This window comes from Acidovorax sp. GW821-FHT10A04, from assembly GCF_059415825.1.
This window is the reverse complement of the sequence record NZ_JBWKNZ010000004.1, coordinates 49,429-72,863: the sequence shown is the minus strand read 5'-3', so window position 1 is coordinate 72,863 and position 23,435 is coordinate 49,429. Positions and strand designations below refer to the sequence as shown.

Annotated in this window: 23 protein-coding genes; 15 read left to right on the top strand and 8 right to left on the bottom strand. The window is 68.8% G+C overall.

The window, feature by feature from the left end:
- Positions 1-25: 25 nt before the first annotated feature.
- Positions 26-1,213: an LLM class flavin-dependent oxidoreductase gene (locus AC07PF_RS10540; protein WP_494608784.1), complete on the bottom strand. Its 1,188-nt coding sequence runs from the start codon at positions 1,211-1,213 to the stop codon at positions 26-28.
- A gap of 273 nt (positions 1,214-1,486) precedes the next feature.
- Between AC07PF_RS10540 and AC07PF_RS10535 the strand changes: the two genes are divergently transcribed.
- Positions 1,487-2,527, top strand: coding sequence for an aldo/keto reductase (locus AC07PF_RS10535; RefSeq protein ID WP_494611801.1), 1,041 nt, complete (start codon positions 1,487-1,489; stop codon positions 2,525-2,527).
- 10 nt (positions 2,528-2,537) lie between these two features.
- On the top strand, positions 2,538-3,752 hold the full coding sequence (locus tag AC07PF_RS10530; RefSeq protein ID WP_494611800.1) for an acyl-CoA dehydrogenase family protein: 1,215 nt from the start codon (positions 2,538-2,540) through the stop codon (positions 3,750-3,752).
- Between the two features lie 21 nt (positions 3,753-3,773).
- Here the strand turns inward: AC07PF_RS10530 and AC07PF_RS10525 are convergent, their stop codons facing one another.
- On the bottom strand, positions 3,774-5,012 hold the full coding sequence (locus AC07PF_RS10525) for an acyl-CoA dehydrogenase family protein (protein ID WP_494611799.1): 1,239 nt from the start codon (positions 5,010-5,012) through the stop codon (positions 3,774-3,776).
- 307 nt (positions 5,013-5,319) lie between these two features.
- On the opposite strand from AC07PF_RS10525, the gene msuE reads away from it, so the two are divergent.
- The 7 genes from msuE to AC07PF_RS10490 all read left to right on the top strand — a co-directional run bounded on the left by msuE (position 5,320) and on the right by AC07PF_RS10490 (position 12,744).
- Positions 5,320-5,898, top strand: a complete 579-nt coding sequence (msuE, locus tag AC07PF_RS10520) for an FMN reductase (RefSeq protein WP_494611798.1) — start codon at positions 5,320-5,322, stop codon at positions 5,896-5,898.
- A 79-nt stretch (positions 5,899-5,977) separates the two neighbouring features.
- Positions 5,978-7,231 (top strand): SfnB family sulfur acquisition oxidoreductase, encoded by a 1,254-nt coding sequence (locus AC07PF_RS10515; RefSeq protein WP_494611797.1) that lies wholly within the window; start codon positions 5,978-5,980, stop codon positions 7,229-7,231.
- 1 nt (position 7,232) lies between these two features.
- Positions 7,233-8,495 carry an SfnB family sulfur acquisition oxidoreductase gene (locus AC07PF_RS10510; RefSeq protein WP_494611796.1) on the top strand — a complete coding sequence of 421 codons (1,263 nt, stop codon included), beginning with the start codon at positions 7,233-7,235 and terminating at the stop codon, positions 8,493-8,495.
- A 118-nt stretch (positions 8,496-8,613) separates the two neighbouring features.
- Entirely contained in the window at positions 8,614-9,408 is a 795-nt protein-coding gene (locus AC07PF_RS10505) for a MetQ/NlpA family ABC transporter substrate-binding protein (protein WP_494612021.1), read from the top strand.
- 4 nt (positions 9,409-9,412) lie between these two features.
- The gene (locus tag AC07PF_RS10500; RefSeq protein ID WP_494611795.1) at positions 9,413-10,831 is read left to right on the top strand and encodes an LLM class flavin-dependent oxidoreductase; all 1,419 of its coding nucleotides are present in this window, start codon (positions 9,413-9,415) and stop codon (positions 10,829-10,831) included.
- 11 nt (positions 10,832-10,842) lie between these two features.
- A complete protein-coding gene (locus tag AC07PF_RS10495; protein WP_494611794.1) occupies positions 10,843-11,616 on the top strand; it encodes a ferredoxin--NADP reductase in 774 nt (257 codons plus the stop codon).
- Between the two features lie 138 nt (positions 11,617-11,754).
- Positions 11,755-12,744, top strand: coding sequence for a sulfonate ABC transporter substrate-binding protein (locus AC07PF_RS10490; RefSeq protein ID WP_494608794.1), 990 nt, complete (start codon positions 11,755-11,757; stop codon positions 12,742-12,744).
- Positions 12,745-12,770: 26 nt separating this feature from the next.
- Here the strand turns inward: AC07PF_RS10490 and AC07PF_RS10485 are convergent, their stop codons facing one another.
- Complete coding sequence (locus tag AC07PF_RS10485; protein WP_494611793.1) at positions 12,771-14,105, bottom strand: LLM class flavin-dependent oxidoreductase; 1,335 nt, start codon at positions 14,103-14,105, stop codon at positions 12,771-12,773.
- A gap of 213 nt (positions 14,106-14,318) precedes the next feature.
- On the opposite strand from AC07PF_RS10485, the gene AC07PF_RS10480 reads away from it, so the two are divergent.
- Entirely contained in the window at positions 14,319-14,762 is a 444-nt protein-coding gene (locus tag AC07PF_RS10480) for a DUF4398 domain-containing protein (RefSeq protein WP_494611792.1), read from the top strand.
- 48 nt (positions 14,763-14,810) lie between these two features.
- Here AC07PF_RS10480 and AC07PF_RS10475 read toward each other — a convergent pair whose 3' ends face one another.
- The 4 genes from AC07PF_RS10475 to AC07PF_RS10460 all read right to left on the bottom strand — a co-directional run bounded on the left by AC07PF_RS10475 (position 14,811) and on the right by AC07PF_RS10460 (position 18,328).
- The gene (locus AC07PF_RS10475; protein ID WP_494611791.1) at positions 14,811-15,569 is read right to left on the bottom strand and encodes an ABC transporter ATP-binding protein; all 759 of its coding nucleotides are present in this window, start codon (positions 15,567-15,569) and stop codon (positions 14,811-14,813) included.
- Positions 15,566-16,414, bottom strand: a complete 849-nt coding sequence (locus tag AC07PF_RS10470) for an ABC transporter permease (RefSeq protein ID WP_494611790.1) — start codon at positions 16,412-16,414, stop codon at positions 15,566-15,568. The genes AC07PF_RS10475 and AC07PF_RS10470 overlap by 4 nt, the downstream gene beginning before the upstream one ends.
- A 7-nt stretch (positions 16,415-16,421) precedes the next feature.
- On the bottom strand, positions 16,422-17,411 hold the full coding sequence (locus tag AC07PF_RS10465) for an aliphatic sulfonate ABC transporter substrate-binding protein (RefSeq protein WP_494611789.1): 990 nt from the start codon (positions 17,409-17,411) through the stop codon (positions 16,422-16,424).
- 92 nt (positions 17,412-17,503) lie between these two features.
- The gene (locus AC07PF_RS10460; RefSeq protein WP_494611788.1) at positions 17,504-18,328 is read right to left on the bottom strand and encodes a MetQ/NlpA family ABC transporter substrate-binding protein; all 825 of its coding nucleotides are present in this window, start codon (positions 18,326-18,328) and stop codon (positions 17,504-17,506) included.
- Positions 18,329-18,589: 261 nt separating this feature from the next.
- Here AC07PF_RS10460 and AC07PF_RS10455 point away from each other — a divergent pair, with 261 nt between their 5' ends.
- From AC07PF_RS10455 to AC07PF_RS10435, 5 genes are read left to right on the top strand one after another with little or no spacing between them, the layout of a single operon-like run.
- Complete coding sequence (locus tag AC07PF_RS10455; protein ID WP_494611787.1) at positions 18,590-19,465, top strand: methionine ABC transporter ATP-binding protein; 876 nt, start codon at positions 18,590-18,592, stop codon at positions 19,463-19,465.
- Positions 19,458-20,120 (top strand): methionine ABC transporter permease, encoded by a 663-nt coding sequence (locus tag AC07PF_RS10450; protein ID WP_494608803.1) that lies wholly within the window; start codon positions 19,458-19,460, stop codon positions 20,118-20,120. Before AC07PF_RS10455 ends, AC07PF_RS10450 begins: the two co-directional genes overlap by 8 nt.
- Before the next feature lie 33 nt (positions 20,121-20,153).
- Positions 20,154-20,981, top strand: a complete 828-nt coding sequence (locus AC07PF_RS10445; RefSeq protein ID WP_494611786.1) for a MetQ/NlpA family ABC transporter substrate-binding protein — start codon at positions 20,154-20,156, stop codon at positions 20,979-20,981.
- 13 nt (positions 20,982-20,994) lie between these two features.
- Positions 20,995-21,534 (top strand): hypothetical protein, encoded by a 540-nt coding sequence (locus AC07PF_RS10440; RefSeq protein WP_494611785.1) that lies wholly within the window; start codon positions 20,995-20,997, stop codon positions 21,532-21,534.
- Positions 21,518-21,865 carry a hypothetical protein gene (locus tag AC07PF_RS10435; protein WP_494611784.1) on the top strand — a complete coding sequence of 116 codons (348 nt, stop codon included), beginning with the start codon at positions 21,518-21,520 and terminating at the stop codon, positions 21,863-21,865. Before AC07PF_RS10440 ends, AC07PF_RS10435 begins: the two co-directional genes overlap by 17 nt.
- Before the next feature lie 670 nt (positions 21,866-22,535).
- On the opposite strand, the gene AC07PF_RS10430 is transcribed toward AC07PF_RS10435, so the two are convergent.
- The gene (locus AC07PF_RS10430; RefSeq protein WP_494611783.1) at positions 22,536-23,363 is read right to left on the bottom strand and encodes a MetQ/NlpA family ABC transporter substrate-binding protein; all 828 of its coding nucleotides are present in this window, start codon (positions 23,361-23,363) and stop codon (positions 22,536-22,538) included.
- Positions 23,364-23,435 lie beyond the last annotated feature (72 nt).

Sequence of the window (23,435 nt, the reverse complement as noted above, 5' to 3'; positions counted from 1 at the left end):
GGAGGGCTGGGTGGATGGAGCGCGGTCAGAAGCGCAGGCCGGCCTGCTTGAGCAGCGGCAGGATGCGGTCGCCGAAGAATTCGAGGTCGGGTTGGAAGTCGAAGAAGCTCAGCTGCAGGCCGTCGACGCCTGCGCGCTTCAAGGCCACGAACTGCTCGACCACCTGCTCGGGCGTGCCGATGACCTCGATGTTCCCGCCGATGGCGCGGCGCTTGGGCGCATCCACGCCCACGCGGCCCTTCCAGGCATGGGCGTCGCTGTCGAAGCCGTTGAAGCCCTGGGGCGAATGCTGGTCCTGCGCGGCCACGATGGCATCGTGGTAGGCCCAGGTCTCGGCCTCGGTCTCGCGGCTGATCACCATGGGGTTGAGCAGGGTGCGCACCTCGCGCCCCTGGGCCCGCGCAGCGGCCTTCACGCGTGCCGTGTGCGCCGGCAACGCGGCGATGGCGCTGGCGAAGTCCGAGCCCGCGGGGCTGGTGATGAACACGATGTCCGAATAGCGCGCGGCAAACTCGATGCCGGCGTCCGACCCCGTGGCATTGACCAGCACCGGGCGGCCATAGCGCGGCTTGGGCGAGACGAAGGCACCCTGCAGCTTCCAGGAGGAGCCGCCTTCGTACGAGTAGTTCTCGGTGTCGGTCCACAGGCGCTGCACCACCTCCAGGAACTCGGCGGCCAGTTCGTAGCGCCGGTCGTGGTCGATGCGGTCCCAGCCGAAGGCCTCGTGCTCCACGGCGCGGTGGCCGGTAACCACGTTGATGCCCCAGCGCCCGCCCGAGATGTGGTCCAGCGTGCTGGCCCACTTGGCCAGGTGCAGCGGGTGCAGCGGGCCGTAGAGCACGTGGATGGTGGAGATCAGGATGATGCGCTGCGTGACGCCGGTGAGCGCCGCCGTGGCCATGAAGGAGTCGAGCGCATTGCCGTCGAACACGCCGCCGTAGCCGCCCTTGGGCAGCCACTGCGACAGCGCGAAGACGATGTCGAAGCCGAGGGCCTCGGACTTGAGCACCAGGTCGCGGTTGTAGGCGAACTGCCAGTCGGTGGTGCGGGGCAGGGTGGAGGCGCTCCATCCCCCCGCCTGGATGGGCAGGAACAGCCCGAGCAGGATGGGCTGCTTCAAGGCCTCGGACAAGGGGCTGCCCGGGAAATCGGTGGGTGCGGAGAAACGGTCGAGCCCGACCAGCGAGCCAGCGCGGTGTGTGATGGTGGTCATGAAGGCAATCGGCAAGCCCTGCGCAACGGGTCGCAGGGCAGGAATGGAAACCCTTGCATTGCACCCAATATCGCGGCGGGCTGCAGCGTTCTTTCCGCATTTGCTTATGCGGACATCTGCGCCGATGAAGCTTGCTCCTGGCGCACCGGCTGCTACCGATTCAGGAGCGGCTATCGATATGCGTGCAGCGAGTATGTGCTTTGCGCAGCGCTGCCTACCATTCGCGGCTGACCGGCCTCGGCCGCGTGCCACCACCCCTTTCCCGGAGCCTTCTTGACCACCTACCACTACCTGGGCCGCAGCGGCCTCAAAGTCTCGCGCCTGGCGCTGGGCACCATGATGTTCGGCGGCCCCACCGACGAGGCCACCTCGCACGCCATCATTGCGGCCGCCAAGGCCAGCGGCGTGAACTTCATCGACACGGCCGATGCCTACCAGAAAGGCCGCACCGAAGAGATCGTGGGCCGCGGCATCCGCCACGACCGCGACGACTGGGTGCTGGCCACCAAGTTCGCCAACCGCATGGGCGATGGGCCCAACCGCAGCGGCATCTCGCGCAAGTGGATCATCGATGCGGTGGAGGGCAGCCTGCGCCGCCTGGGCACCGACTACATCGACCTGCTGTATTTTCACCGCACCGACTTCAACGCCCCTCTGGGCGAGGCCGTGCGCGCCATTGGCGACCTGGTGCGTGCGGGCAAGCTGCGCTACTTCGGCGTGTCCAACTTCCGCGGTTGGCGCATTGCCGAGGTGGCGCACCTGGCCGACGCCGAGGGCATCGACCGGCCCGTGGCCAGCCAGCCGCTGTACAACATCGTCAACCGCACGGCCGAGGCCGAACAGTTGCCTGCCGCCGCCGCCTATGGCCTGGGCGTGGTCTCGTACAGCCCGCTGGCGCGCGGCGTGCTGACCGCCAAGTACGACGATGGCGCGGCGCCCGAAGCTGGCTCGCGCGCGGCCCGTGCCGACAAGCGCCTGCTGGAGACCGAGTGGCGCCCCGAATCCCTGGCCATCTCGCGCCAGATCCGTGATGATCTGGCGGCGCGCGGCGTCAATCCCACCGACTTCGCGGTGGCCTGGGTGCTCAACAACCGCCTCATCACCTCTGCCATCGCCGGCCCCCGCACGCTGGAGCAGTGGGAGGGCTATGTGCGCGCGCTCGACTACCAGTTCACCCCCGAGGACGAGGCCCTGGTCAACCGCCTGGTGGCCGCCGGCCATGCCTCCACCCTGGGCTTCACCGACCCGAGCCACCCCGTGGAAGGCCGCGTGGCCCGCGTGGCGGCGACCGCTGCTGCTGCTACCGCACAGTGAGGCCGGGCCCATGGCACACACCATCCTGCAGATTCCCCGCACGCGCGCGGCCATCCTGGCCGGTGTTCCGGCCCTGGCCGACGCCATCGCCCAGGGCGCATCCCAGCGCGAGGCCGACCGCACGCTCCCCCATGAGGCCTTCCAGCGCGTGCGCCAGTCCGGCCTGGGTGCGCTGCGCATCGGCCAGGCCGATGGCGGCCCCGATGGCTCGCTGGAGGACCTGATCGGCGCCCTGGCCACGCTGGCCGCGGCCGATTCCAACGTCGCGCATGCGCTGCGCATCCACTTCAACGCCACCGAGGCCCTGCGCCTGGCACCGCCCGGCGCCTACCGGCAGCTGCAGGTGCAGCGCACGCTCGAGGGCGCGCTGTTCGGCGGCGCCTACACCGAACGCGGCACCGAGCGGGCCGGCGTGACCCACACCGCGCTGGTGCGCGAGGGCGAGCACTTCCGGCTGAGCGGTCGCAAGTTCTACGCCACGGGCACGGCCTTCTCGGACTATGCCAACGTGAGCGTGCTGGACGAAGAGGGCACCATGGTCACCGTGAACCTGCCGGTGGACCGCGAAGGCATCGCCATCCTGGACGACTGGGACGGCTTTGGCCAGCGCCTCACGGCCAGCGGCTCCATCGTCTTCACCGATGTGCTGGTGCATGCCCACGAGGTGCAGTCGCGCGATTCGGGCTCGCTGGTGGGGCGCCACACCTCGGCGCTGCGCCAGCTGCATCTGGTGACGGCCGCGGCCGGCGCGGTGCGCAATGTGCTGGCCGACGCCACGCGCTTCGTGCGCGACCATGGCCGCCCGGCCATGCACAGCCCGGCCGCCACTGCGCGCGAGGACCACTTCAACCAGCTCGTGGTGGGCGAACTGGCGGCGGCATCGCATGCCATCGATGCCCTGGTGCTGGACAACGCGCGCCACCTCGACCGCTCGGCCGATGCCATTGCCGCCGAGGCGCCGCAGGCGGCCGACCTGGTGCTGCAGGGCGCGCTGGCCACGGCCAAGACGCAGACCGTGGTGGCCCGCCTGGCGCTGGGCGCGGCCGAGCGCATGTTCGAGGCCGGCGGTGCCTCGGCCACGTCCAGCAAGCACAACTTCGACCGCCACTGGCGCAACATCCGCACCATCTTCAACCACAACCCGTTGCTGCAGAAGACGCGGGTGCTGGGTGACTACCAGCTCAATGGCGTGACCACCCACCTCGAAGAGGGGCGGGTGTTCTGACACGGTGAAGATGGGCCGGCGTCAGCCGGCAGCCGGGGGCGAGGCCTCGCGCGTGCCCACGGCCCAGTAGAAGGTGGGGCGCGCGCCGTTGAGCGCATGCTCCCCGATCACGCGCGACTTGTAGATCACCGGGTTGTGCGAGGCCAGCGTGCGGGCATTGCGCCAGTGGCGGTCCAGGCGCCGGTCCTCCTGCAGGGCGCTGGCGCCGCCCACGTCGAACAGGCGCGTGGCGGCGGCCAGCACCGCCTCGGTCACGGCGACCTGGGCCTTGGCGGCGCGCAGCTCCACGTCGACCAGCAAATCCCCGGGCAAGGGCTCGCCGCGCAGGCGCCCGCGGTCCAGCTCGCCCAGGCCGCGCGCCACCTCGCGCGTGGCCAGCGTGGCGATGAAGGCGGTGCTGGCCAGGTGGCCGATGACCTGCTGCACCAGCGGGTCCTCGCGCGGCAGGTTGCCGCTGGCATGGCTGAACACGCGCTTGCGTGGCTGCACGAAGGCCACCGCATCGCGCTCGATGGCACGTGCGATGCCGGCCAGCGTAGCGATGTGGAACAGCTGGAACACGGCGGTCATCAGCGTGGTGCCGCTGCGCGCAAAGTCGATGATGTCGCCGGCCGCCACCGCCACCCGGTGAAAGCGCGTGGTGCCCGAGGCAGTGAGGCGCTGGCCGAAGCCGCGCCAGTCGTCCACGCACTCCACCCCCGGTGCACCGGTGCGCACCAGGGCAATGGTGCGCCACTGGGCCGGGTCACCGCCCTCGCGCTCGGCGGTGACCGCCACCCAGTCAGCGTACAGGGTGCCGGTGCTGTAGTACTTCTCACCGCTCAGCAGCCAGGTGCCGTCTTCCTCCTGGAACAGCCGGGTCTGCAGGCGGCCCAGGGCTCCGTCGCCCTGTTCAGTGGTGGCATTGCCGAAGATGGCGCCATCGGCCACGCGCCGCAGCCAGGGCGCGCGCTGCTCGGGCTCGAATTCGGCCAGCACGCGCTCGACAAAGCCAAAATGCGCGCGCAGCGCCTGGGGCAGGTTGGAGTCGGCCTCGGCCAGGTCGATGAGCAGCTCGTACAGCTGCTCGGGCGTGGCGCCGAAGCCGCCGTGCTCGATGGGCACGCGCAGCGCGCCGAAGCCGGCTTCGCGCAGCCAGCCGATGGCCTCGTGCGCCAGCTCGCGCGCGTGCTCGCGCTGGGCGGCATGCTCGGCAATGCGCGCAAAGACGGGGTGAAAGCGCTGCACGAGAAAGTCATGCGTGGGGGGATTGCGGGACATGGGGTGGAGCTTTCTCGAAAGGGGGAGGGGCCTGGCGCCTGCTGCGGCCGGTGTCTGGCCATGCTAGGAGGTGCCCGGCTGCCCCCGAACGAAGGAAAGCGCCGCTCCAAATGCGCCGGGCGCATAAGCGGCCGGGCGCCGGAGTGCGCTTGGGGCGCTGGCGGGCCTTGCGGCCATTGCGCATATCGATAGCCGAAATGCTTCTAGCCGTCACACCCCGCAAGGCCCTGGGCGGGCGCACAGTCTGGACCTTCGGTCTCGTTCACCGGACGACCACCCTTTTTTCCTCTTCAATCCCTTTCTTCCCATGGCCAGAACCCCCAAGATCGTCGCCGTCTCTGGCGGCCTGCAGCGCCCCTCCCGCACCCTGGCGCTGGTGCAGCAGCTGCTCGAAGGGCTGTCGGATGCCCTGCCGGTGGACACGCGGCTCATCGAGCTGGGCGAGCTCGTGCCCCAGTTCGGCGGTGTGCTCCAGCGCACCCAACTGCCCCCCGCGATCGAGGCCGTGCTGCGCGAGATCGAATCGGCCGACCTGCTGCTGGTGGCCAGCCCGATCTACCGCGGCTCCTACACCGGCCTGTTCAAGCACCTGTTCGACTTCGTGCACCACGAAGCGCTGATCGACGTGCCCGTGCTGCTGGCCGCCACGGGTGGCAGCGACCGGCATGCGCTGGCCATCGACCACCAGCTGCGCCCTTTGTTCAGCTTCTTCCAGGCCCACACGCTGCCCATCGGCGTGTATGCGACCGACAAGGAGTTCGACAACTACCGCGTGAGCAGCGACGCCCTCAGGGCCCGCATTGCCCTGGCGGTCGAACGCGCGCTGCCGGCGCTGCGCCAGCGGGCCCAGGGCCTGGTGGAGATTCCCGTTCTTTCGCTGGCCTGACGGACGCCACCGCGCAGCAAGGCATGCGGGCAGCGCAGACGCCGCCCGCATGCCCGTTTTTTCTAGACGGTGCTCCCGCATGACAGATACCCATTCCCATTCACCGCAGGCCGCACCCGACCAGCGGCCCCGTGCGCCGGACGCATCGCGCGTGCAGCGCCTGCACAGCGACCAGGAGGCCCTGGAGGCCGCACACCGGCTGGCCGCGCTGTTCGCGCCGGGCGCCTCCGGGCGTGACCGCGAGCGGCGCCTGCCCTGGGCCGAGCTCGACCTGTGGTCCGAAAGCGGGCTGGGCGGCATCACCGTGCCGCGCGCCTACGGCGGGGCGGACGTGTCCTTCGCCACGCTGGCCGAGGTGTTCGTGATCCTCTCGGCGGCCGACCCGGCGCTGGGGCAGATTCCGCAGAACCATTTCGGTCTGCTGGGCGTGCTGCGTGAGATCGGCACCGATGCCCAGAAGCAACGCTTCTATACCGAGGTGCTGGCCGGCCACCGCCTGGGCAATGCGGGGCCCGAGCGCCGCTCCAAGACCATCCTGCATGGCCAGACGCGCCTGGCGCAAACGCCGCAGGGCCTGCGCCTGACCGGAGAACGCTTTTATTCCACCGGCGCATTGTTCGCCCACCGGGTGCCCACGCGCGCGCTGGACGACGAGGACCGGGCCGTGCAGGTCTGGGCACCGCGCGATGCGCCCGGGCTCACGGTGGTCGACGACTGGTCGTCCTTCGGCCAGCGCACCACGGCCAGCGGCACCGTGCGCTTCGACAACGTGGCCATCGACGCGGCCGACGTACTGCCCATCTGGCAACTGGCCGACCAGCCGGGGCTGTTCGGGCCCGCGTCGCAGATCGTGCAGGCCGCCATCGACCAGGGCATTGCCCAGGCGGCGCTGGCCGACGCCCTGGCCTTCGTGCGCGAACGCGCGCGGCCCTGGATCGACTCCGGGCTGCAACAGGCGACCGACGACCCCTACATCATCCAGGACGTGGGCCGCCTGCAGGTGGACCTGCATGCCGCGCACGCGGTGCTGCGCGAAGCCGGCCAGCTGCTGGACGCCATCCGCGCCGCCGGCACGGTGACGGCCGAGGACAGTGCCCGCGCCTCGGTCGCCGTGGCCGAAGCCAAGATCCTGACCACGCAGATCGCCCTCGATGCCTCCGAGAAGCTGCTGGAGCTGGCGGGCTCGTCCGCCACGCGCGAGGCGCACAACCTCGGGCGCCACTGGCGCAACGCCCGCACCCACACCCTGCACGACCCCGTGCGCTGGAAGGCGCACCTGATCGGCAACTACCTGCTCAACGGTGTCGCCCCACGGCGGCACTCCTGGAACTGACATGGCCCTCGAACTGTTGAACCCCGCCCTGGGCCCGCAGGGCGCCGCCGAGGAGCCTGCCCCCCCGCCGGCGCAGCCTGTGCAGCGCATCCGCGACGATGCGCACGCCCTCGAAGTCGCCCGCGCCCTGGCCGCCGACTTCGCGCGCGGTGCGGTGGCACGCGACCGCGACCGCATCCTGCCCTGGGACGAATTGGACCGCTTCACGGCCAGCGGCCTGTGGGGCATCACCGTGCCGCGCGCCTACGGCGGGGCAGGGGTGTCCAACGTCACCCTGGCCGAGGTCATCGCCACCATCTCGGCGGCCGATGGCTCGCTGGGCCAGATTCCGCAGAACCACTACTACGCGCTCGAAGTGCTGCGCGTGGGCGGCAGCGATGCGCAAAAGGCCTTCTTCTACCGCCGCGCGCTCGATGGCGAGCGCTTTGGCAACGCCCTGGCCGAGATCGGCCACAAGGATTTCAAGCGCCGCACGCGCCTGACCACCGACCACCCCGACGGCTGGCGCGTGGACGGGCAGAAGTTCTACTGCACCGGCGCACTGTTCGCGCACTGGATTCCCACGCTGGTCAGCGCACAGCAGGGCGGGCGGGACGTCACGCTGCTGGCCTTCATCCCGCGCCGGGCCGAGGGTGTGGCCATCGTCGACGACTGGGACGGTTTTGGCCAGCGCGTCACCGGCAGCGGGTCCGTGTCCTTCGATGCCGTGGCGGTCGACCCGGCCTGGGTCGTGCCCTTTCTCGCCTCGTTCGAGTGGCCCACCCCTATCGGCCCGTTCGCACAGTTGCTGCATGCGGCCATCGACCTGGGAATCGGGCAGGGCGCCTTGCAGGCCACGCTGCCCTTCGTACGCGAGCAGGCCCGGCCCTGGATCGATGCCGGCGTGGACCGCGCCAGCGACGACCCGCTCACCATCCGCCAGGTGGGTGACGTGGCGGTGCGGCTGCGCGCCGCCCAGGCGCTGCTGCGCCGTGCCGGCCGCTTTGTCGACCAGGCCCAGGCCGCGCCCGACGAGGCCAGCGTGGCCGCGGCCTCCATCGCCGTGGCCGAAGCCCGCGTGCTGACCACCACGGCATCGCTGGACGCCGGCAACCGCCTGTTCGAGCTGGCCGGCACCGGCGCCACGCTCGACGGCTTGGGGCTGGACCGCTTCTGGCGCAACGCCCGCACCCACACCTTGCACGACCCGGTGCGCTGGAAGTACCACGCCATCGGCAACTACTACCTCAACGGCCAACTGCCCCCGCGCCACGGTGCGCTGTAGGGCGGGTGGCCATGTCCTTGATCCCCATTTCGCCAGGAGCCACACCGTGATTTCTCCCCGCCCTGTTTCCCCCAACCCTGCGGCCTCGCGCCGCCGCCTGCTGCAGGCGGGCTCTGCCATGGCGCTGGCCGGCCTCGGGCTGCCGGCCACTGCGGCGCTGAAGGAGCCGCCCGGCACCAGCAAGCTGCTCAAGGTGGGCGTGACCACCGGGCCGCACGAGCAGACCTTCGAGGTGGTCAAGCGCGTGGCCGAGCGCGACTACGGGCTCAAGATCCAGATCGTTCCCTTCACCGACTACAGCCGGCCCAATGCCGCACTCGATGCCGGCGACCTGGATGCCAACAGCTTCCAGCACCGCCCCTTCCTGGCCGCGCAGGTGCGTTCGCGCAGCTACAAGATCGTGGGCTTCGGCCGCACCTGGATCGGGCCGATCGCCATCTACTCCAAGAAGTACAAGTCCATCGCCGACCTGCCCGAAGGCGCGCGGGTGGCGATACCGAACGACCCGGCCAACGAGAGCCGCACCCTGCTGCTGTTGCAAAAGGCCGGCCACATCAAGCTGCGCACCGGCATCGATCCGATCGAAGGCGTCAACGCCACGCCGCGCGACGTGATCGAGAACCCGAAGAAGCTGCGCTTTGTGGAGATCGAGGCCGCCCAGCTGCCACGCACCCTGGACGATACCGATGCCTCGGCCGTGAATGCCGACTATGCGATCAAGGCCGGCCTCAATCCCGCCAAGGACGGCATCCTGGTCGAGGACAAGGATGGCCCCTACGCCTGCCTGATCGCCGTGCGCGAACAGGACCAGGCCCAGCCCTGGGTGCAGCAACTGGTCAAGGCCTACCAGACCGAGGAGGTGCGCGAGTTCATCGTGAAGACCTTCGGCGGCGGCGTGATCCCGGCGTTCTGACCCCATGGCCACCCCGAAGAAGCAGATCCTGCTCAACGCGTTCAACATGAACTGCGTGGGCCACATCAACCACGGCCTGTGGACGCATCCGCGCGACGAGTCCGCCGCCTACAACACCATCGAGCACTGGACCGGCATCGCCCGCACGCTGGAGCGCGGGCTGTTCGACGGCCTGTTCATCGCCGACATCGTGGGCGTGTACGACGTCTACCAGGCCAATGTGGACGTGACACTGCGCGAGTCGATCCAGCTGCCGGTCAACGACCCGATGATGCTGATCTCGGCCATGGCGGCGGTCACGCAGAACCTGGGCTTCGGCGTCACGGTGAACCTCGGCTACGAGCTGCCCTACCTGCTGGCGCGGCGCTTCTCGACCCTGGACCACCTCACGCGCGGGCGCATCGGCTGGAACATCGTCACCGGCTACCTCGACAGCGCGGCGCGGGCCATGGGCCTGTCCGAGCAGTTGCCGCACGACGAGCGCTACGACCGGGCCGACGAATTCCTCGAGGTGCTCTACAAGCTCTGGGAGGGCAGCTGGGAAGAGGGCGCCGTGCGGCGCGACCGCGCCGGGCGCATGTACGCCGACCCGGCCAAGGTGCACAAGGTGCAGCACCAGGGCCACTACTACCAGGTGGACGGCTACCACCTGGCCGAACCCTCGCCGCAGCGCACGCCCGTGCTGTTCCAGGCCGGTGCCTCGGGCCGGGGCCAGCGCTTTGCCGGGCGGCATGCCGAATGCGTGTTCATCTCGCCCCCCAACAAGGCGGCGGCGCGCAAGAGCGTCGATGCATTGCGCGAACAGCTGGTGCGCGCCGGCCGGCGGCCGGACGATGTCAAGGTCTTCGTCGGCTCTGCCGTGGTGACCGGTGCCACGCACAAGGAGGCGCGCGAGAAGTACGAGGACTACAAGCGCTACGCCAGCCGCGAGGCCGGTCTGGCCCACTTCGCGGCCAGCACGGGCGTGGACTATTCGCACTACGACCTGGACGAGCCCATCGTCTACGGCGCCACCAATGCCATCGAGTCGGCCGCGCGCACCGCCGCGCAGCACGGCTGGACGCGCCGGCAACTGCTCGAGCTGTTCGAGCTCGGCGGGCGCTACCCGGCCATCGTCGGTGATGCGGGCCAGGTGGCCGACGAGCTGCAGTCCTGGATCGACGAGACCGGCGTGGACGGCTTCAACGTGAGCCGCACCGTGGTGCCCGAAAGCTACGAGGATTTCGTGGACTTCATCGTGCCCGAACTGCAGTCGCGCGGCGTCTACAAGACGGAGTACGCACCGGGCAGCCTGCGCAAGAAGCTGTTCGGCGAGGCCGACCACCTGCCGGCGCGCCATGCCGGCGCCCAGTTCCGGCGCACCGGCGGGGCGCTGGGCCTGCCTGGGCAAGCCGATGCGGCCGTGGCCGCCTCGGTCGCCTGAAGGAAACGCCCATGAGCGCCTTCAGCGAGGAAACCGTGCTGAGCGTCCACCACTGGACGGACCGCTTGTTCACCTTCACCACCACGCGCGATCCCGCGCTGCGGTTCTCCAACGGCCACTTCACCATGATCGGCCTGCGCGTGGACAACAAGCCGCTGCTGCGCGCCTACAGCATCGTGAGCGCGAATTACGAGGAACACCTGGAGTTCCTGAGCATCAAGGTGGACGACGGGCCCCTGACATCGAGGCTGCAGCACATAAAGCCCGGTGACAAGGTCATCGTGGGGCGCAAACCCACCGGCACGCTCTTGATCGACTACACGCTGCCGGGAAAGCGCCTGTACCTGCTGGGTACCGGCACCGGCCTGGCACCGTTCATGAGCGTGATCCGCGACCCGCAGACCTACGAGAAGTTCGAGACGGTGATTCTGGTGCACGGTGTGCGCCAGGTCGATGAGCTGGCCTACCACGACCTGGTGATCGACCACTTGCCCCGGCACGAGTTCCTGGGCGAGCTGGTGCGCAAACAGTTGCTTTATTACCCGACCGTGACCCGCGAGGACTTCCGCAACCGGGGCCGCATCACGGAACTGGTGGCCAGCAACAAGCTCACCGACGACCTGGGCCTGCCGCCCCTGGATGCGGCCGAGGACCGCGTGATGCTGTGCGGAAGCCCCGGCATGCTCGGCGACCTCAAGCACCTGCTGGAATCGAGGGGCTTCAAGGAGGGCAATACATCGACGCCCGGAGACTTCGTCGTGGAACGGGCTTTTGCGGAGAAGTAGGGCGCTGCACACAGTTCCCCTGGACCGCTGCGGCCATGGCCGAAAACGCATAAGCAAGCATGCACGGCGCATTGGACGGCGCCGTGGGCCCGCTCCTAAGCTCCAGAGCCCATTCCCATCGAGTTCAAGGAGTCCTGCGTGTCTACCGATTTCCCGTTCCAGCTGCGTCGCCGCCATGTTGCTCCTGCGTTGATGGCCATGGCTGCCAGCGCCTCGGGCCTTCCCGCCTGGGCCCAGCAGGCCACGACCTTGCCCAAGGAGGTGAAGATAGGCTTTCAGAAAGGTTCGGCCATCCTGGTGCTGGCACGCAAGCAACAGGTGATCGAAGCCCGCCTGAAAGCACTGGGCGTGCACAGCGTCAAGTGGGTCGAGTTCCAGTTCGGCCCGCCCCTGCTGGAGGCCCTGGGCGCCGGCGCGGTCGATCTGGGCTCGGTGGGCGACACACCGCCGGTCTTCGCCCAGGCGGGCGGATCGAACCTGGTGTATGCCGCAGCCACCCCCTCGGCCCAGCAGGCCGTGCTGGTGCCCAGGAACTCGCCCATCCGGACGCTGGCCGACCTCAAGGGCAAGAGGGTGGCCTTCGGCAAGGGATCGGCCGCGCACAACGTGGTGATCAAGGCGCTGGCCACGGCGGGCCTGGCCTTCCAGGACATCGTTCCCACCTACCTCTCGCCCGCCGACGCCACGGCCGCCTTCAATGGCGGCAACATCGATGCCTGGGTGGTCTGGGACCCGTACTACGCCATTGCCGAGGAGCGCTATGGTGCGCGCGTGATTGCCGACACCACGGACAGGCGTCTGGCGAGCGCGTCCTACTACATGGCCGGCAAGGACTTTGCCACCCGCCATCCGGCAGTGCTCGGTGCCGTACTCGACGAGCTGGGCAAGCTCATCGCCTGGGCGGGCCAGCGCCGGGACGAGCTGGCCCAGCTGGCGTCCGAAGCCACCGGCATCGACGCCAGGTCCTGGTCGACGGCCTTTGCCCGCGCCGAGTTCTCGCTCGGCCCGTTGACCGATGCCCATGTGGCCCAGCAGCAGCAACTGGCCGACAGCTTCCATGCCCTGGGGATCATCCCGCGCAAGATCAACGTGCGCGAGATCGTCTGGCGCGCACCTGCGGCCGCGTAGGCCTGCCTCAGAACCTGAACAGGCTCTCAGGGCCGGGGCGCAAAGAACCGGTTCGCCGGGCGCGCCAGGCCCAGGTTCTCGCGCAGCGTCGTGCCCTCGTACTCCGTGCGGAAGATGCCGCGGCGCTGCAGCTCGGGCACGACCTTCTCCACGAAGGCATCGAGCCCGCCGGGCAGCCAGGGGAACATGATGTTGAAGCCATCGCTGCCCTCGGACTCCAGCCATTCCTGCATCTCGTCGGCAATGGTCTGCGCGGTGCCGACAAAGGCCAGGTCGCCATAGCCGCCCAGGCGCTGCGCGAGCTGGCGCACCGTGAAGCCCTCGCGCTCGGCCAGGGCGACCACGCGCTGCTGGCTGCTTTGGCTGGCATTGGTCTCGGGCACCGGCGGCAGCGGCGCGTCGGGGTCGAACTTCGACGCATCCACCCCCAGGGCGATGGACAGGGAGGCGATGGCGCTCTCGTAGTGCACCAGGCTGTCCAGCTGCGCGCGGATGCCCTGGGCCTCGGCCACCGTATCACCCACCACCACGAAGGCGGCCGGCAGGATCTTGAGGTCGTCGCGCCCGCGCCCCAGCGCCGCCAGGCGGCCCTTCACGTCGGCGTAGAAGCTTCGGCCCTCGGCCAGGGTGCCGTGCGCGGCAAAGATCACCTCGGCCGTCTCGGCCGCGAGCTGGCGCCCGGGCTCGGAGGCCCCCGCCTGCACGATCACCGGCCAGCCCTGCACCGGCCGGGCAATGTGCAGCGGCCCGCGCACCGAAAGGTACTGGCCGCGGTGGTCGAGCGTGTGCAGGCGCGCGGGGTCGAAGAACAGGCCGCTTGCCTGGTCGCGCACGAAGGCATCGTCGGCCCAGCTGTCCCACAGGCCGGTCACCACATCGTAGAACTCGCGCGCGCGGGCATAGCGCTCGTCGTGCGCCATGTGGTCCTCGCGGCCGAAGTTCAGCGCGGCATCGGGATTGGAGGTGGTGACGATGTTCCAGCCCGCGCGCCCGTTGCTCAGGTGGTCCAGCGACGCGAAGCGCCGCGCGATGTGGAAGGGCTCGTCGAAGGTGGTCGATGCCGTGGCCACCAGGCCGATGTGCTCGGTGGCCTGGCTCAGCGCCGACAGCAGCGTGAACGGTTCGAACGAGGTGACCGTGTGGCTGCGCTTGAGCGCCTCCACCGGCATGTTGAGCACCGCCAGGTGGTCGGCCATGAAGAAGGCATCGAAGCGCGCCCGCTCCAGCGTCTGCGCAAAGCGTTTGAGGTGCGCGAAGTTGAAGTTGGCATCGGCATACGCACCAGGGTAGCGCCAGGCGCCGGTGTGGATGCTGACAGGGCGCATGAAGGCGCCCAGTTTGAGTTGGCGATGGTTAGGCATGGTTTCTTTGTACGTGAGACCGAACAACGTTGCTGGCACCAGGGCAATGGACTTGCTGCGTTGCCTGCGGCCCTGTCAGCGGAAGCAGAAATCGCATCTGCAAACTCGCATTCCTTCGTTGGATGGGAGGGGGTGCGTGGCCAGAATAGGCCTTTTCCAACCTGCCGACTGCAGTGCACACCCACGTTGCAAACCCCTGGATAGTCCCGACAGATGCTGTTTCGCCACCCTGAAATACTGGCACTCCGTGTGCTTTCCGCGCTGCGCCGCACCGCGGCTGTTCTCGCCGCCGGCGCATCGGCTGCCGGGTTTCTGTCCGCCTGCGCCACGGCCCCGTCGATGGCGCTCGAGCGCGCGCGTGCCGCCGTGGGCGCCGCCAGCGCCAACCCGGCCGTGGCCCTGCATGCGCCGCTGGAACTCCAACAGGCGGCGCAGGCCCTGGCCTATGCCGATGGCATATGGCGCAAGACGCATGACGAGGCCGAGACCAACCACCTGGCCTACATGGCCGCCCGGCAGGCCGATGTGGCCACGGGTGCGGCCCGCAACCGCATGCTGGTGGCGCGCATCCGCGAGAGCAGCAGCGGTGCCGACCGCATCAGCCTGCAAGGCGATGCCAATGCCCGCATGCGCGGGTCCGCCGGGGTCATGCAATGAGAGTTGCCTGCAGCACGGCATGGCAAGTGGAACAAGGCAGTTCAGCGATCAGAGCGCATGGGCCCTATGCAGGGCCTGGCGCACGCTGGCAATGGCCAGGCCGACGGCCGTACCGTCGCGGTCGCGCGGTTGCTGCACCTGCACGGCGACCGAGGCGCTGATGCGGCCGGGACCCGCCTCGAACACCAGCACGCGGTCGCCCAGGTAGACCGCCTCGTCAATGTCGTGCGTGACCATCAGCACGGCGATGCGGTGGGCACGGGCCACGCGCAGCAGCAGTTCCTGCAGCTTCAGGCGTGTGAAGGCGTCCACCGCCGAAAAGGGCTCGTCGAGCAGCAGCACGCGCGGCTGCACGAACAGACCCCGCGCAATGGCCACGCGCTGCGCCTGGCCGCCAGACAATTCCTTGGGCAGGCGCTGGCCGAAGCCGGCCAGGCCCACCTCGTCCAGCAGGGCCTCCACGCGCGCCGCATCGCCCGCCCCCTGGCCGTCGAACGCGACGTTGCCGGCCACGGTCAGCCAGGGGAAGAGGCGTGACTCCTGGAAGACGAAGCGGATGTCCCGCGCAGGCCCCGCCGTGGGCTGGCCGTCCAGGCGCACCTGGCCGTCGAAGTCGCGCTCCAGCCCGGCAGCGATGCGCAACAGCGTGCTCTTGCCGCAGCCGCTAGCGCCAACCAGGGTGACGCATTCGCCCTCGTGCAGCTGCAGGTGCACGTCGCGCAGCACCTCGTTGCCGGCAAACTGCTTGCGCCGCACGCGCACATCGAGCAGGGGGGAATGGGGTGTGGTTGTCGTCGTCGTTGTCATCGTGTGGCCACCGTGTCGCGCCAGGACAGCCAGCGGCTCTCCAGCGCCTGCATGCCGCTGTCCGTGAGCTTGCCCATCAGCGCCAGCAGCACGATGGCGGCCAGCACGATGTCGGCACGCCCGGTTTCGCGCCCGTCGGTCAGGAGGTAGCCGAGGCCGCGCGTGGCGGCGATCAGCTCGGCAGCCACCATGAACATCCAGGCCAGCGACAGGCCGTTGCGCAGGCCCGTCCAGACCGCGGGCAGCGCGGCCGGCAGCAGCACGCGGCGGGCCAGGGCAATGGGCCCAAGGCCCGCCATCTCGGCCACCTCGACCAGCTTGCGGTCCACATCGCGCAGGCCCGAGGCCACGCCCATGTAGACCGGGAAAAACGCGCCAATGGCAATCAGCGCCAGCTTGGCCCCCTCGTCGATGCCCAGCCACAGCAGCAGCAGCGGCACCCAGGCCAGCGAAGGAATCGCGCGCAGGGCCTGGAAGCTCGGGTCCAGCAGCGCCTCGGCACGCCGGCTCAGGCCCACCCAGACGCCCAGGGCAATGGCCAGGCCGGCCCCCGCCACAAAGCCGGCAAGCACCCGCGCCGTGCTGACCAGCACATGGCCGGCCAGGCCCTGTTCGGCCAGCGCCAGCAGCGTGCGTGCAATCTCGCTCGGGGGTGGCAGCAGGTGGGCGGCCAGCCAGCCCAGGCGCACGGCCAGCTCCAGGCCGGCAAGAAAGGCCAGGGGCAGCGCAACGCCCAGCCAACGCGAGGGCAGCTTGCGGGCCAGCCGGTGGCCATCCGCAGCCTGCGGCTCCCGCGGGCCGGGCACGGAGACCGAAGCGGCCGGCAGCGGCGGTACGGCGCTCATGGGCGGATCAGGCCGCGGCGCCTGCCAGGTGGGCACGCGCGAACTGCGTATCCACCAGGTCGGCGATGACCTTGTTCAGGTTGGTGCCGGGTTTGACCAATTGCTCTTCGAGCAGGATCGGCGAGGCCGCCTGCAGGGCCTTGACGTGCTCGGACGATGGCAGCGGATTGCCCAGGTCGGTGCGCAGCTTGAGCTGCAGTAGCGCCACCTCCAGGCTGACCTTGGCCTCCTCCGAGAGGATGCGCGCGGCTTCCACGGTGTTGGCCTGCGTCCACTTGCGTGCCCGCTCGTAGGCGCTGATCACGCGCAGCAGCGCGGCCGGGTGGCGTGCCTGGAAGTCCTCGCGCACGTTGAGAAAGCCATAGGTGTTGAAGGCCACGTTGCGGTAGATGAGGCGCGCGCCGGCGTCGAGCTCGCTGGCCGCCATCAGCGGATCGAGCCCGGCCCAGGCGTCCACGCGCCCCTGCTCCAGCGCCACGCGGCCGTCGGCGTGCTGCAGACCCACGTGCTCGATGTCGCTGCGGCGCAGCTTCACGGTCTGCAGCGCGCGCAGGAGGAAAAGGTAGGGGTCCGTGCCCTTGGTGGCGGCGACCTTCTTGCCCTTGAGGTCAGCAAGGGAGCGGATCGGCGAATCCTTGCGCACCACCAGAGCCGTCCACTCGGGCCGGGAGAATATATAGGGTGTGCGGATCGGGTTGCCGTTGGCACGCGCGAGCACGGCAGCCAGGCCGGCGCTCGAGCCGATGTCGATGCTGTTGGCGTTGAGGTATTCGAGCGCCCGGTTGCTGCCGGCGCTGAGTACCCATTTGACATCGATGCCGTCCTTCTTGAACTCCTGCTCCAGCCAGCCGAAGCGGCGCAGCACCAGGCTGGTGGGCGAGTAGTAGGCGTAATCCAGGCGCACTTCCTTGAGTGCATCGGCTGCGCGCACCACGGCAGGCAGGGCAAGGGTGGTGGCACCGGCAGCGGCGGCGTGGAGAACGGAACGGCGTTTCATGGAAGGGCTCCAGCAAGCAAGGGGATGAAAAAAAAGCAGCACAGGCCCCGCCTGGTGAGGGCGCAGGGCCTGTGGCCACGCTCGGAGGCGCTTTAGAAGGCGGGAACCAGCGAGCCGTTGAACTTGGTCTCGATGAAGCTCTTCACCTCGGGCGATTGGTAGGCCTTGACCAGTTGCTTGGCCCAGGGCTTGTCCTTGTCGGCGCGGCGCACGGCGATCAGGTTGGCGTAGGGGCCCTGGGGCGATTCCTTGATCACGGCATCCTTGGCCAGGGTGAGGCCGGCCTTTTCGGCGTAGTCGTTGTTGATCGAGGCGATCGTCAGGTCATCGAGCGAGCGCGGCAGCTGCGCCGCGTCGAGCGGCACCAGCTTGAGCTTCTTGGGGTTCGAAACCACGTCCAGCGGCGTGGCATTGTTGTTCTTCACGGCCTCGGGCTTCAAGGTGATGAGCTTGGCCTCCTGCAGCAACAGCAGGGCACGGTTGCCGTTGGACGGGTCGTTCTGGATGCCCACCGAGGCGCCTTCGGGCAGCGCGTCGATGCTCTTGATCTTGCGCGAGTAGAAGCCCAGCGGCGCGGTGATGGTAAGGCCCACGGGCACGATGTCGAAGCCGCGCGCCTTGTTCTGGTTGTCCAGGAAGGGCTGGTGCTGGAAGGCATTGGCATCCAGGTCACCGGCCGCCAGGGCGGCATTGGGCAACTGGTAGTCGTTGAAGACCACGACCTCGATGGCCAGGCCGTCGCGGGCCGCGACCTTCTTGACGACCTCGAAGATCTGGTCGCCGTTGCCGACGGAGACGCCCACCTTGAGCGTCTTCTTCTCCTGCGCATGCAGGGCGCCATGGGAGGCGAAGAGGGCGGCAGAGGCCAGCGAGACGGCGGTGATCACCGCGGTGCGGCGGCGGAACATATTCAACATGGTGTCGGCATGAAAGGGTGAAGAAGCCGCCGACTGTGGCCGCGCAGCGCGCATTCCCCAACGAAGAAATGCGCGCAACCTTATGCGCGCACCACACAAGCGCGCCGCTGTGCAGCCGCTCTTACTTGAAATCCGCATATGCACGCGCCGAATGCGTCGTTCCCTCCGGCGCCGCGCGTTCCCATACTCGAGAGCTTCGATGTTCCGCCCCTTCCCGGCCTGCATGCCACCCGCGTGCCTGCCGACGGGCCATTCCCCTCCATGACTGCTGTCACCCCCCTGCATCCCCCGGCGCCCGGCACCGTGCCCGTGATCCGGCTCGAATCCGTCCAGAAGTCGTTCACCCTGCCCAACGGCGAGCGCTTCGACGCCGTGCGCTCCCTGTCCCTGGACATCCACGCCGGTGACATCTTCGGCCTGATCGGCAAGAGCGGCGCCGGCAAGTCCACGCTGCTGCGCCTGATCAACCTGCTCGAGCGCCCCGACGCCGGCCGTGTGATCGTGGGCGGGCGCGACCTGACCACGCTGTCGCGCAGCGAGCTGCGCGACACGCGCCAGAGCCTGGGCATGATCTTCCAGCAGTTCAACCTGATCCAGAACGCCACGGTGGCCGACAACGTGGCCTTCCCGCTCAAGATCCACGGCCACCATTCGCGTGCCGAGATCCACGAGCGTGTGCGCGAGTGCCTCAAGCTGGTGGGGCTGGAAGAGAAGATCGACAGCTACCCCGCCCAGCTCTCAGGCGGCCAGAAGCAGCGCGTGGCGATCGCCCGCGCGCTCGCCCCGCGGCCCAAGGTGCTGCTGTGCGACGAGCCGACCTCAGCCCTGGACAGCGAGACCACGCAGGAGCTGCTGGCCACGTTGCGCGACATCAACCAGAAGATCGGCGTGACCATCGTCATCGTCACGCACGAGCTGCCCGTGGTGGAGCTGCTGTGCCGCCAGGTCGCCATCCTGGAGCAGGGCGAGCTGATCGAGCAGTTTGCCGTGGACGCACCGCCCGCGCAGCGCCTGACCGCGCTGGGCCGCGAGATCGACGCCCTGGTGCGCCGCCGCGCGCGCGATGCACGTGAGGAAGCCACCGCCGCAGGCTATGCCGCGCACGCCAACGGAACGCAGGGAGTGGCCTATGCCTGAGAACATCGTCGCCATCCTGCCCGAGCTGGGCGTGGCCATCGGCCAGACCTTCTTGATGCTGGCCATCGGCCTCAGCGCCGCGCTGCTGATCGGCGGGCCGCTGGGCATCCTGCTGTTCCTGCTGAGTCCGGGCCAGTCGCTGGCCAACCGGCCGGTGTTCCTGGTGCTCAACTGGATCGTGAACACCGTGCGCTCCTTCCCGTTCATCATCCTGCTGGTGGCGCTGGTGCCGTTCACGCGGCTCATCGCAGGCACCTCCATCGGCCCGCTGGCCGCTGCGGTGCCGCTCTCGGTGGCGGCCATCCCCTACCTGGCGCGCCTGGTCGACCAGTGCCTGCGCGAGGTGCCCCGGGGCGTGATCGAGGCCGCGCACGCCATGGGCGCGAGCGAGCTGCAGATCATCTGGCGCGTGCTGATCGTCGAGGCCCGCTCCGGCCTGGTGCTGGCCTTCACGGTGCTGTCGGTGAGCTTTCTCTCCTACTCGGCGATTGCCGGTGTGGTGGGCGGCGGCGGCATCGGCGACCTGGCCATCCGCTATGGCTACTACCGCTTCCAGACCGACGTGATGGTGCTCACCGTGGCCTTGCTCGTGGTGCTGGTGCAGATCCTGCAGTTCGTGGGCACCACGGCCGCACGCCGGCTCGACAAGCGCTGAACACTTCTTTCCCCAGTTTTCTCCCGTATTCCCATGAAAAACGCATTGCTCCGCCGTTCCGTCCTCTCCCTGTCGCTGCTGGCCCTGTCCGCCGGCGTGCTGGTGCCGCTGCAGGCCAGCGCCCAGGCGGCCAAGAAGGAGCTGACCATCGGCGGCACCGCCGGCTCCAACATCGACCAGCTCAAGCAGGGCATCGTGCCCATCCTGGAAAAAAAGGGCTACAAGGTCAAGCTGGTCGAGTTCAACGACTACGTGCAGCCCAATCTGGCGCTGGCCCAGGGCTCGCTCGACGCCAACTTCTTCCAGCACCTGGTGTATCTCAAGAAGTTCGCGGCCGACCAGAAGCTCGACATCGTCGAGCTGGTGCAGGGCCCCATCGCGCCGCTGGGTGTCTACTCCACCCAGCGCAAGACCCTGGCCGAGGCCAGGGACGGCGACCGCTTCACCCTGCCCAACGACCCGAGCAACCTGGCGCGGGCCCTGGTGCTGCTGGAGCAGAACAAGCTGATCACGCTCAAGGCCGGGATCGACCCGATCCGCGCGTCCGAGAAGGACATCGAGCAGAACCCGCGCAAGTTCAAGTTCATCCCCCTTGAAGCGGCCCAGCTGCCGCGTTCGCTGGGCGATACCGAATACGCCATCATCAACGGCAACTTCGCGATTTCCTCGGGCCTGAAGCTGACCGAGGCCGTGGCGCTGGAGAAGACGCCCGACCACTACCTCAACGTGGTGGCCGTCAAGCGCACCGACAAGGAAGCGCCTTGGGCCAAGGACCTGGTGGAGGCCTACCGCTCCAAGGACTTCCAGGCCGTGGTGGACAGCAAGTTCCGCGGCTACGCCAAGCCAGCTTTCCTTCAGTAAGGGCAGGCACGCGATGGGCGCCCTGGTCGCATTCGACGTGCACGGCAGCTGGGGGACCACCCATGTCTGCGACAGCCTGCTGAAGCTGCACCTGCGTGCCCTGGGCGCCGATTTCGGCCGCCAGGACGACAGCAGCCTGCCGCTGCCCGAAGGCGCGCGGGGGACGGACTCCGCAGAGTCCATCCGCTTGCCGCTGCAGGCGGGTTCCTGGCAGGCCCGGTGGGGCGAATGGGGCCGCCACCAGGCAGATGGCAATGGCGTGCTCGTGCTCCGGGTGGTCGAAGGCAGCCTGCTGGTCTACCTGGAGTCGGGGCAGGGCCACAGCGCCGTGTTCTGCGAAGCCGGGGAATGGCTGGCACTGCCCGCGGGCCTGCCATTCAAGATGGATGCGGGGGAGGCACCCGAGCTCGAACTGCTCGTGCTGCCTGCTGCGACGGCCCGCCAGCCGGTGCAGGCGCCGCGAGCGGTAGCCACGCGCCGCAAGGCACTCCCCTCCCACGATGCGTTTGTCGCCACCCTGCTGGAGCTGACGGGCTATGCCGCCGAAGACTAGCGGCGATGGGACGCGGTTTCCTGGCCTGGGGTGGGTCGCCCTGGTCCTGCTGGCACTTCCTGTCCACGCGATTCCGAAGGACGACCGCCAGGCCTGCGAAGGCTATCGGGATCTGGTGTTGACCATCGCCCAGAAGGCCGATGCCGGGGTCAGTGAACAGCAGATGAAACGGCTGATGGCCGCCCAACCCGACCTCTTGCCGATGGTGGAGCTCATCTACGAGCAGAAGGCCCGACGCTCCAACAGCAATATTGCCGCCTGGCACTATGCGGCCTGCATGGCCGACGCGAAGAAAATGCGCCGGGGTGCCGGCGGCGGGGCCAACGGTTGATCCATCATATGGAGGGTCCTGGTCCAGCAGCTCCAGGCGAGCCACCACGGTGCGGGGGCGCACCAGGGCCCCGGGCGCAATCACCGAATTGGCGCCGATCCGGGCGCCGTCCCCGATCAATGCGCCGAACTTGTGCTTGCCGGTGGGGTGAAGCACCCCATTGCTGAGAACCCGGACTTCGGGGTCCGCGCGCTCATTGCGGAAATTGCACACCACGCTGCCCGCCTCGAGGTTGACACCGCTGCCGATCAGCGAGTCACCCACGAAATTGAAGTGCGCCAGTTTTTTCTGCGCGAACAGGAACGACGACTTGAGTTCCGTTCCCGGCCCCAGCACACAGTCGTCGCCCACCCAGTTGCCTGCGCGCAGGTAGGCACCGGATGCCACCAGGCACCGGGCGCCAAGGACCAGCGGGCCTTTCAGCACGGCGCCATCCTCCACCCTGGCGCTGCGGTGGCAGGCGATGTCTCCCTCGATGGCGAATTCATCGCCTGGCAGCGCCGCAAGCAAGCCCTGCACGATCTCCTGGGCTTGGCTGGTCCATTCCCAGGGGGGAAGGCCTTCCAGGTGCGCCAAGGGAGACGACGGGAGCGCCTGGACATAGTCGGCAAGGTGCAGCGCGAAGGGCATGGCATGGGCACTGGCAGGGTGCCAGGCCGTTGTCCTTTGCTTACTTCGAGAAATAGTCCGGCAGCCGGTAGCCTGCCCAGGTCGGGTTGGCCTTGAAGACCTGCTGGAATGCCGCCGACTGGTAGGCCTGGGCGATGTCCCGGGCGAACTTGGCGTTCTCGTTGCCGCGCTTGACGGCCACCACGTTCACGTAGGGCAGGGTCATGTTCTCCTGCTTGAGCGCATCGGTCAGCTTGAGGCCGGACGCCACGGCGAAGTTGCCCTGCACGGCAGCCAGGTCCGCATCGGCCAGCGAGCGCGGTGCCTGCGCGGCGTCCAGGGGCACCAGGCGCAGCTTCTTGCGGTTGGTGGCGATGTCGCGCTCGGACACCGTGATCGGGTTCACGTCGGGCTTGAGCTCGATCCAGCCGATGGCGGCCAGGATGTTGAGCGCGCGGGCGGCATTCACCGGGTCGGCGGGCAGGGTCACGGTGGCGCCGTCGGGCACCGACTCCAGTGTCTTGTGGCGCTGCGAGTACAGGCCCATGGGCGGCGTGGGCACGTGGATCACGGGCACCAGGTCGAAGCCCTGCTGCTTGTTGGTGGCGTTCAGGTACAGCGAGTGCTGGAAGATGTTGGCATCGATCTGCCCGCGCTCCACCGCATCATTGGGCTGCACGCCCTGGCTGAACTCCACGTACTTGATGGTGTAGCCCTGCTTCTTGAGCAGCGGCTCGATGCCCTTCGTGAACGCATCGCGGTACGGGCCGGGCATGAAGCCGATGCTCAGGTCGGCGGCACTGGCCAGACCGGTGAGCAGCAGCGACACCGCAAGGCCACTCAGGCGAAAGAGGGTGCGCGCACCGGGCGTGCGGGAGGAAGACAGCATGGGGACAACTCCGGAATCTGGAAAGTGACGGGTACGGGCAATCTACGGTGGCGGGGCACCCCGGCCAACGAA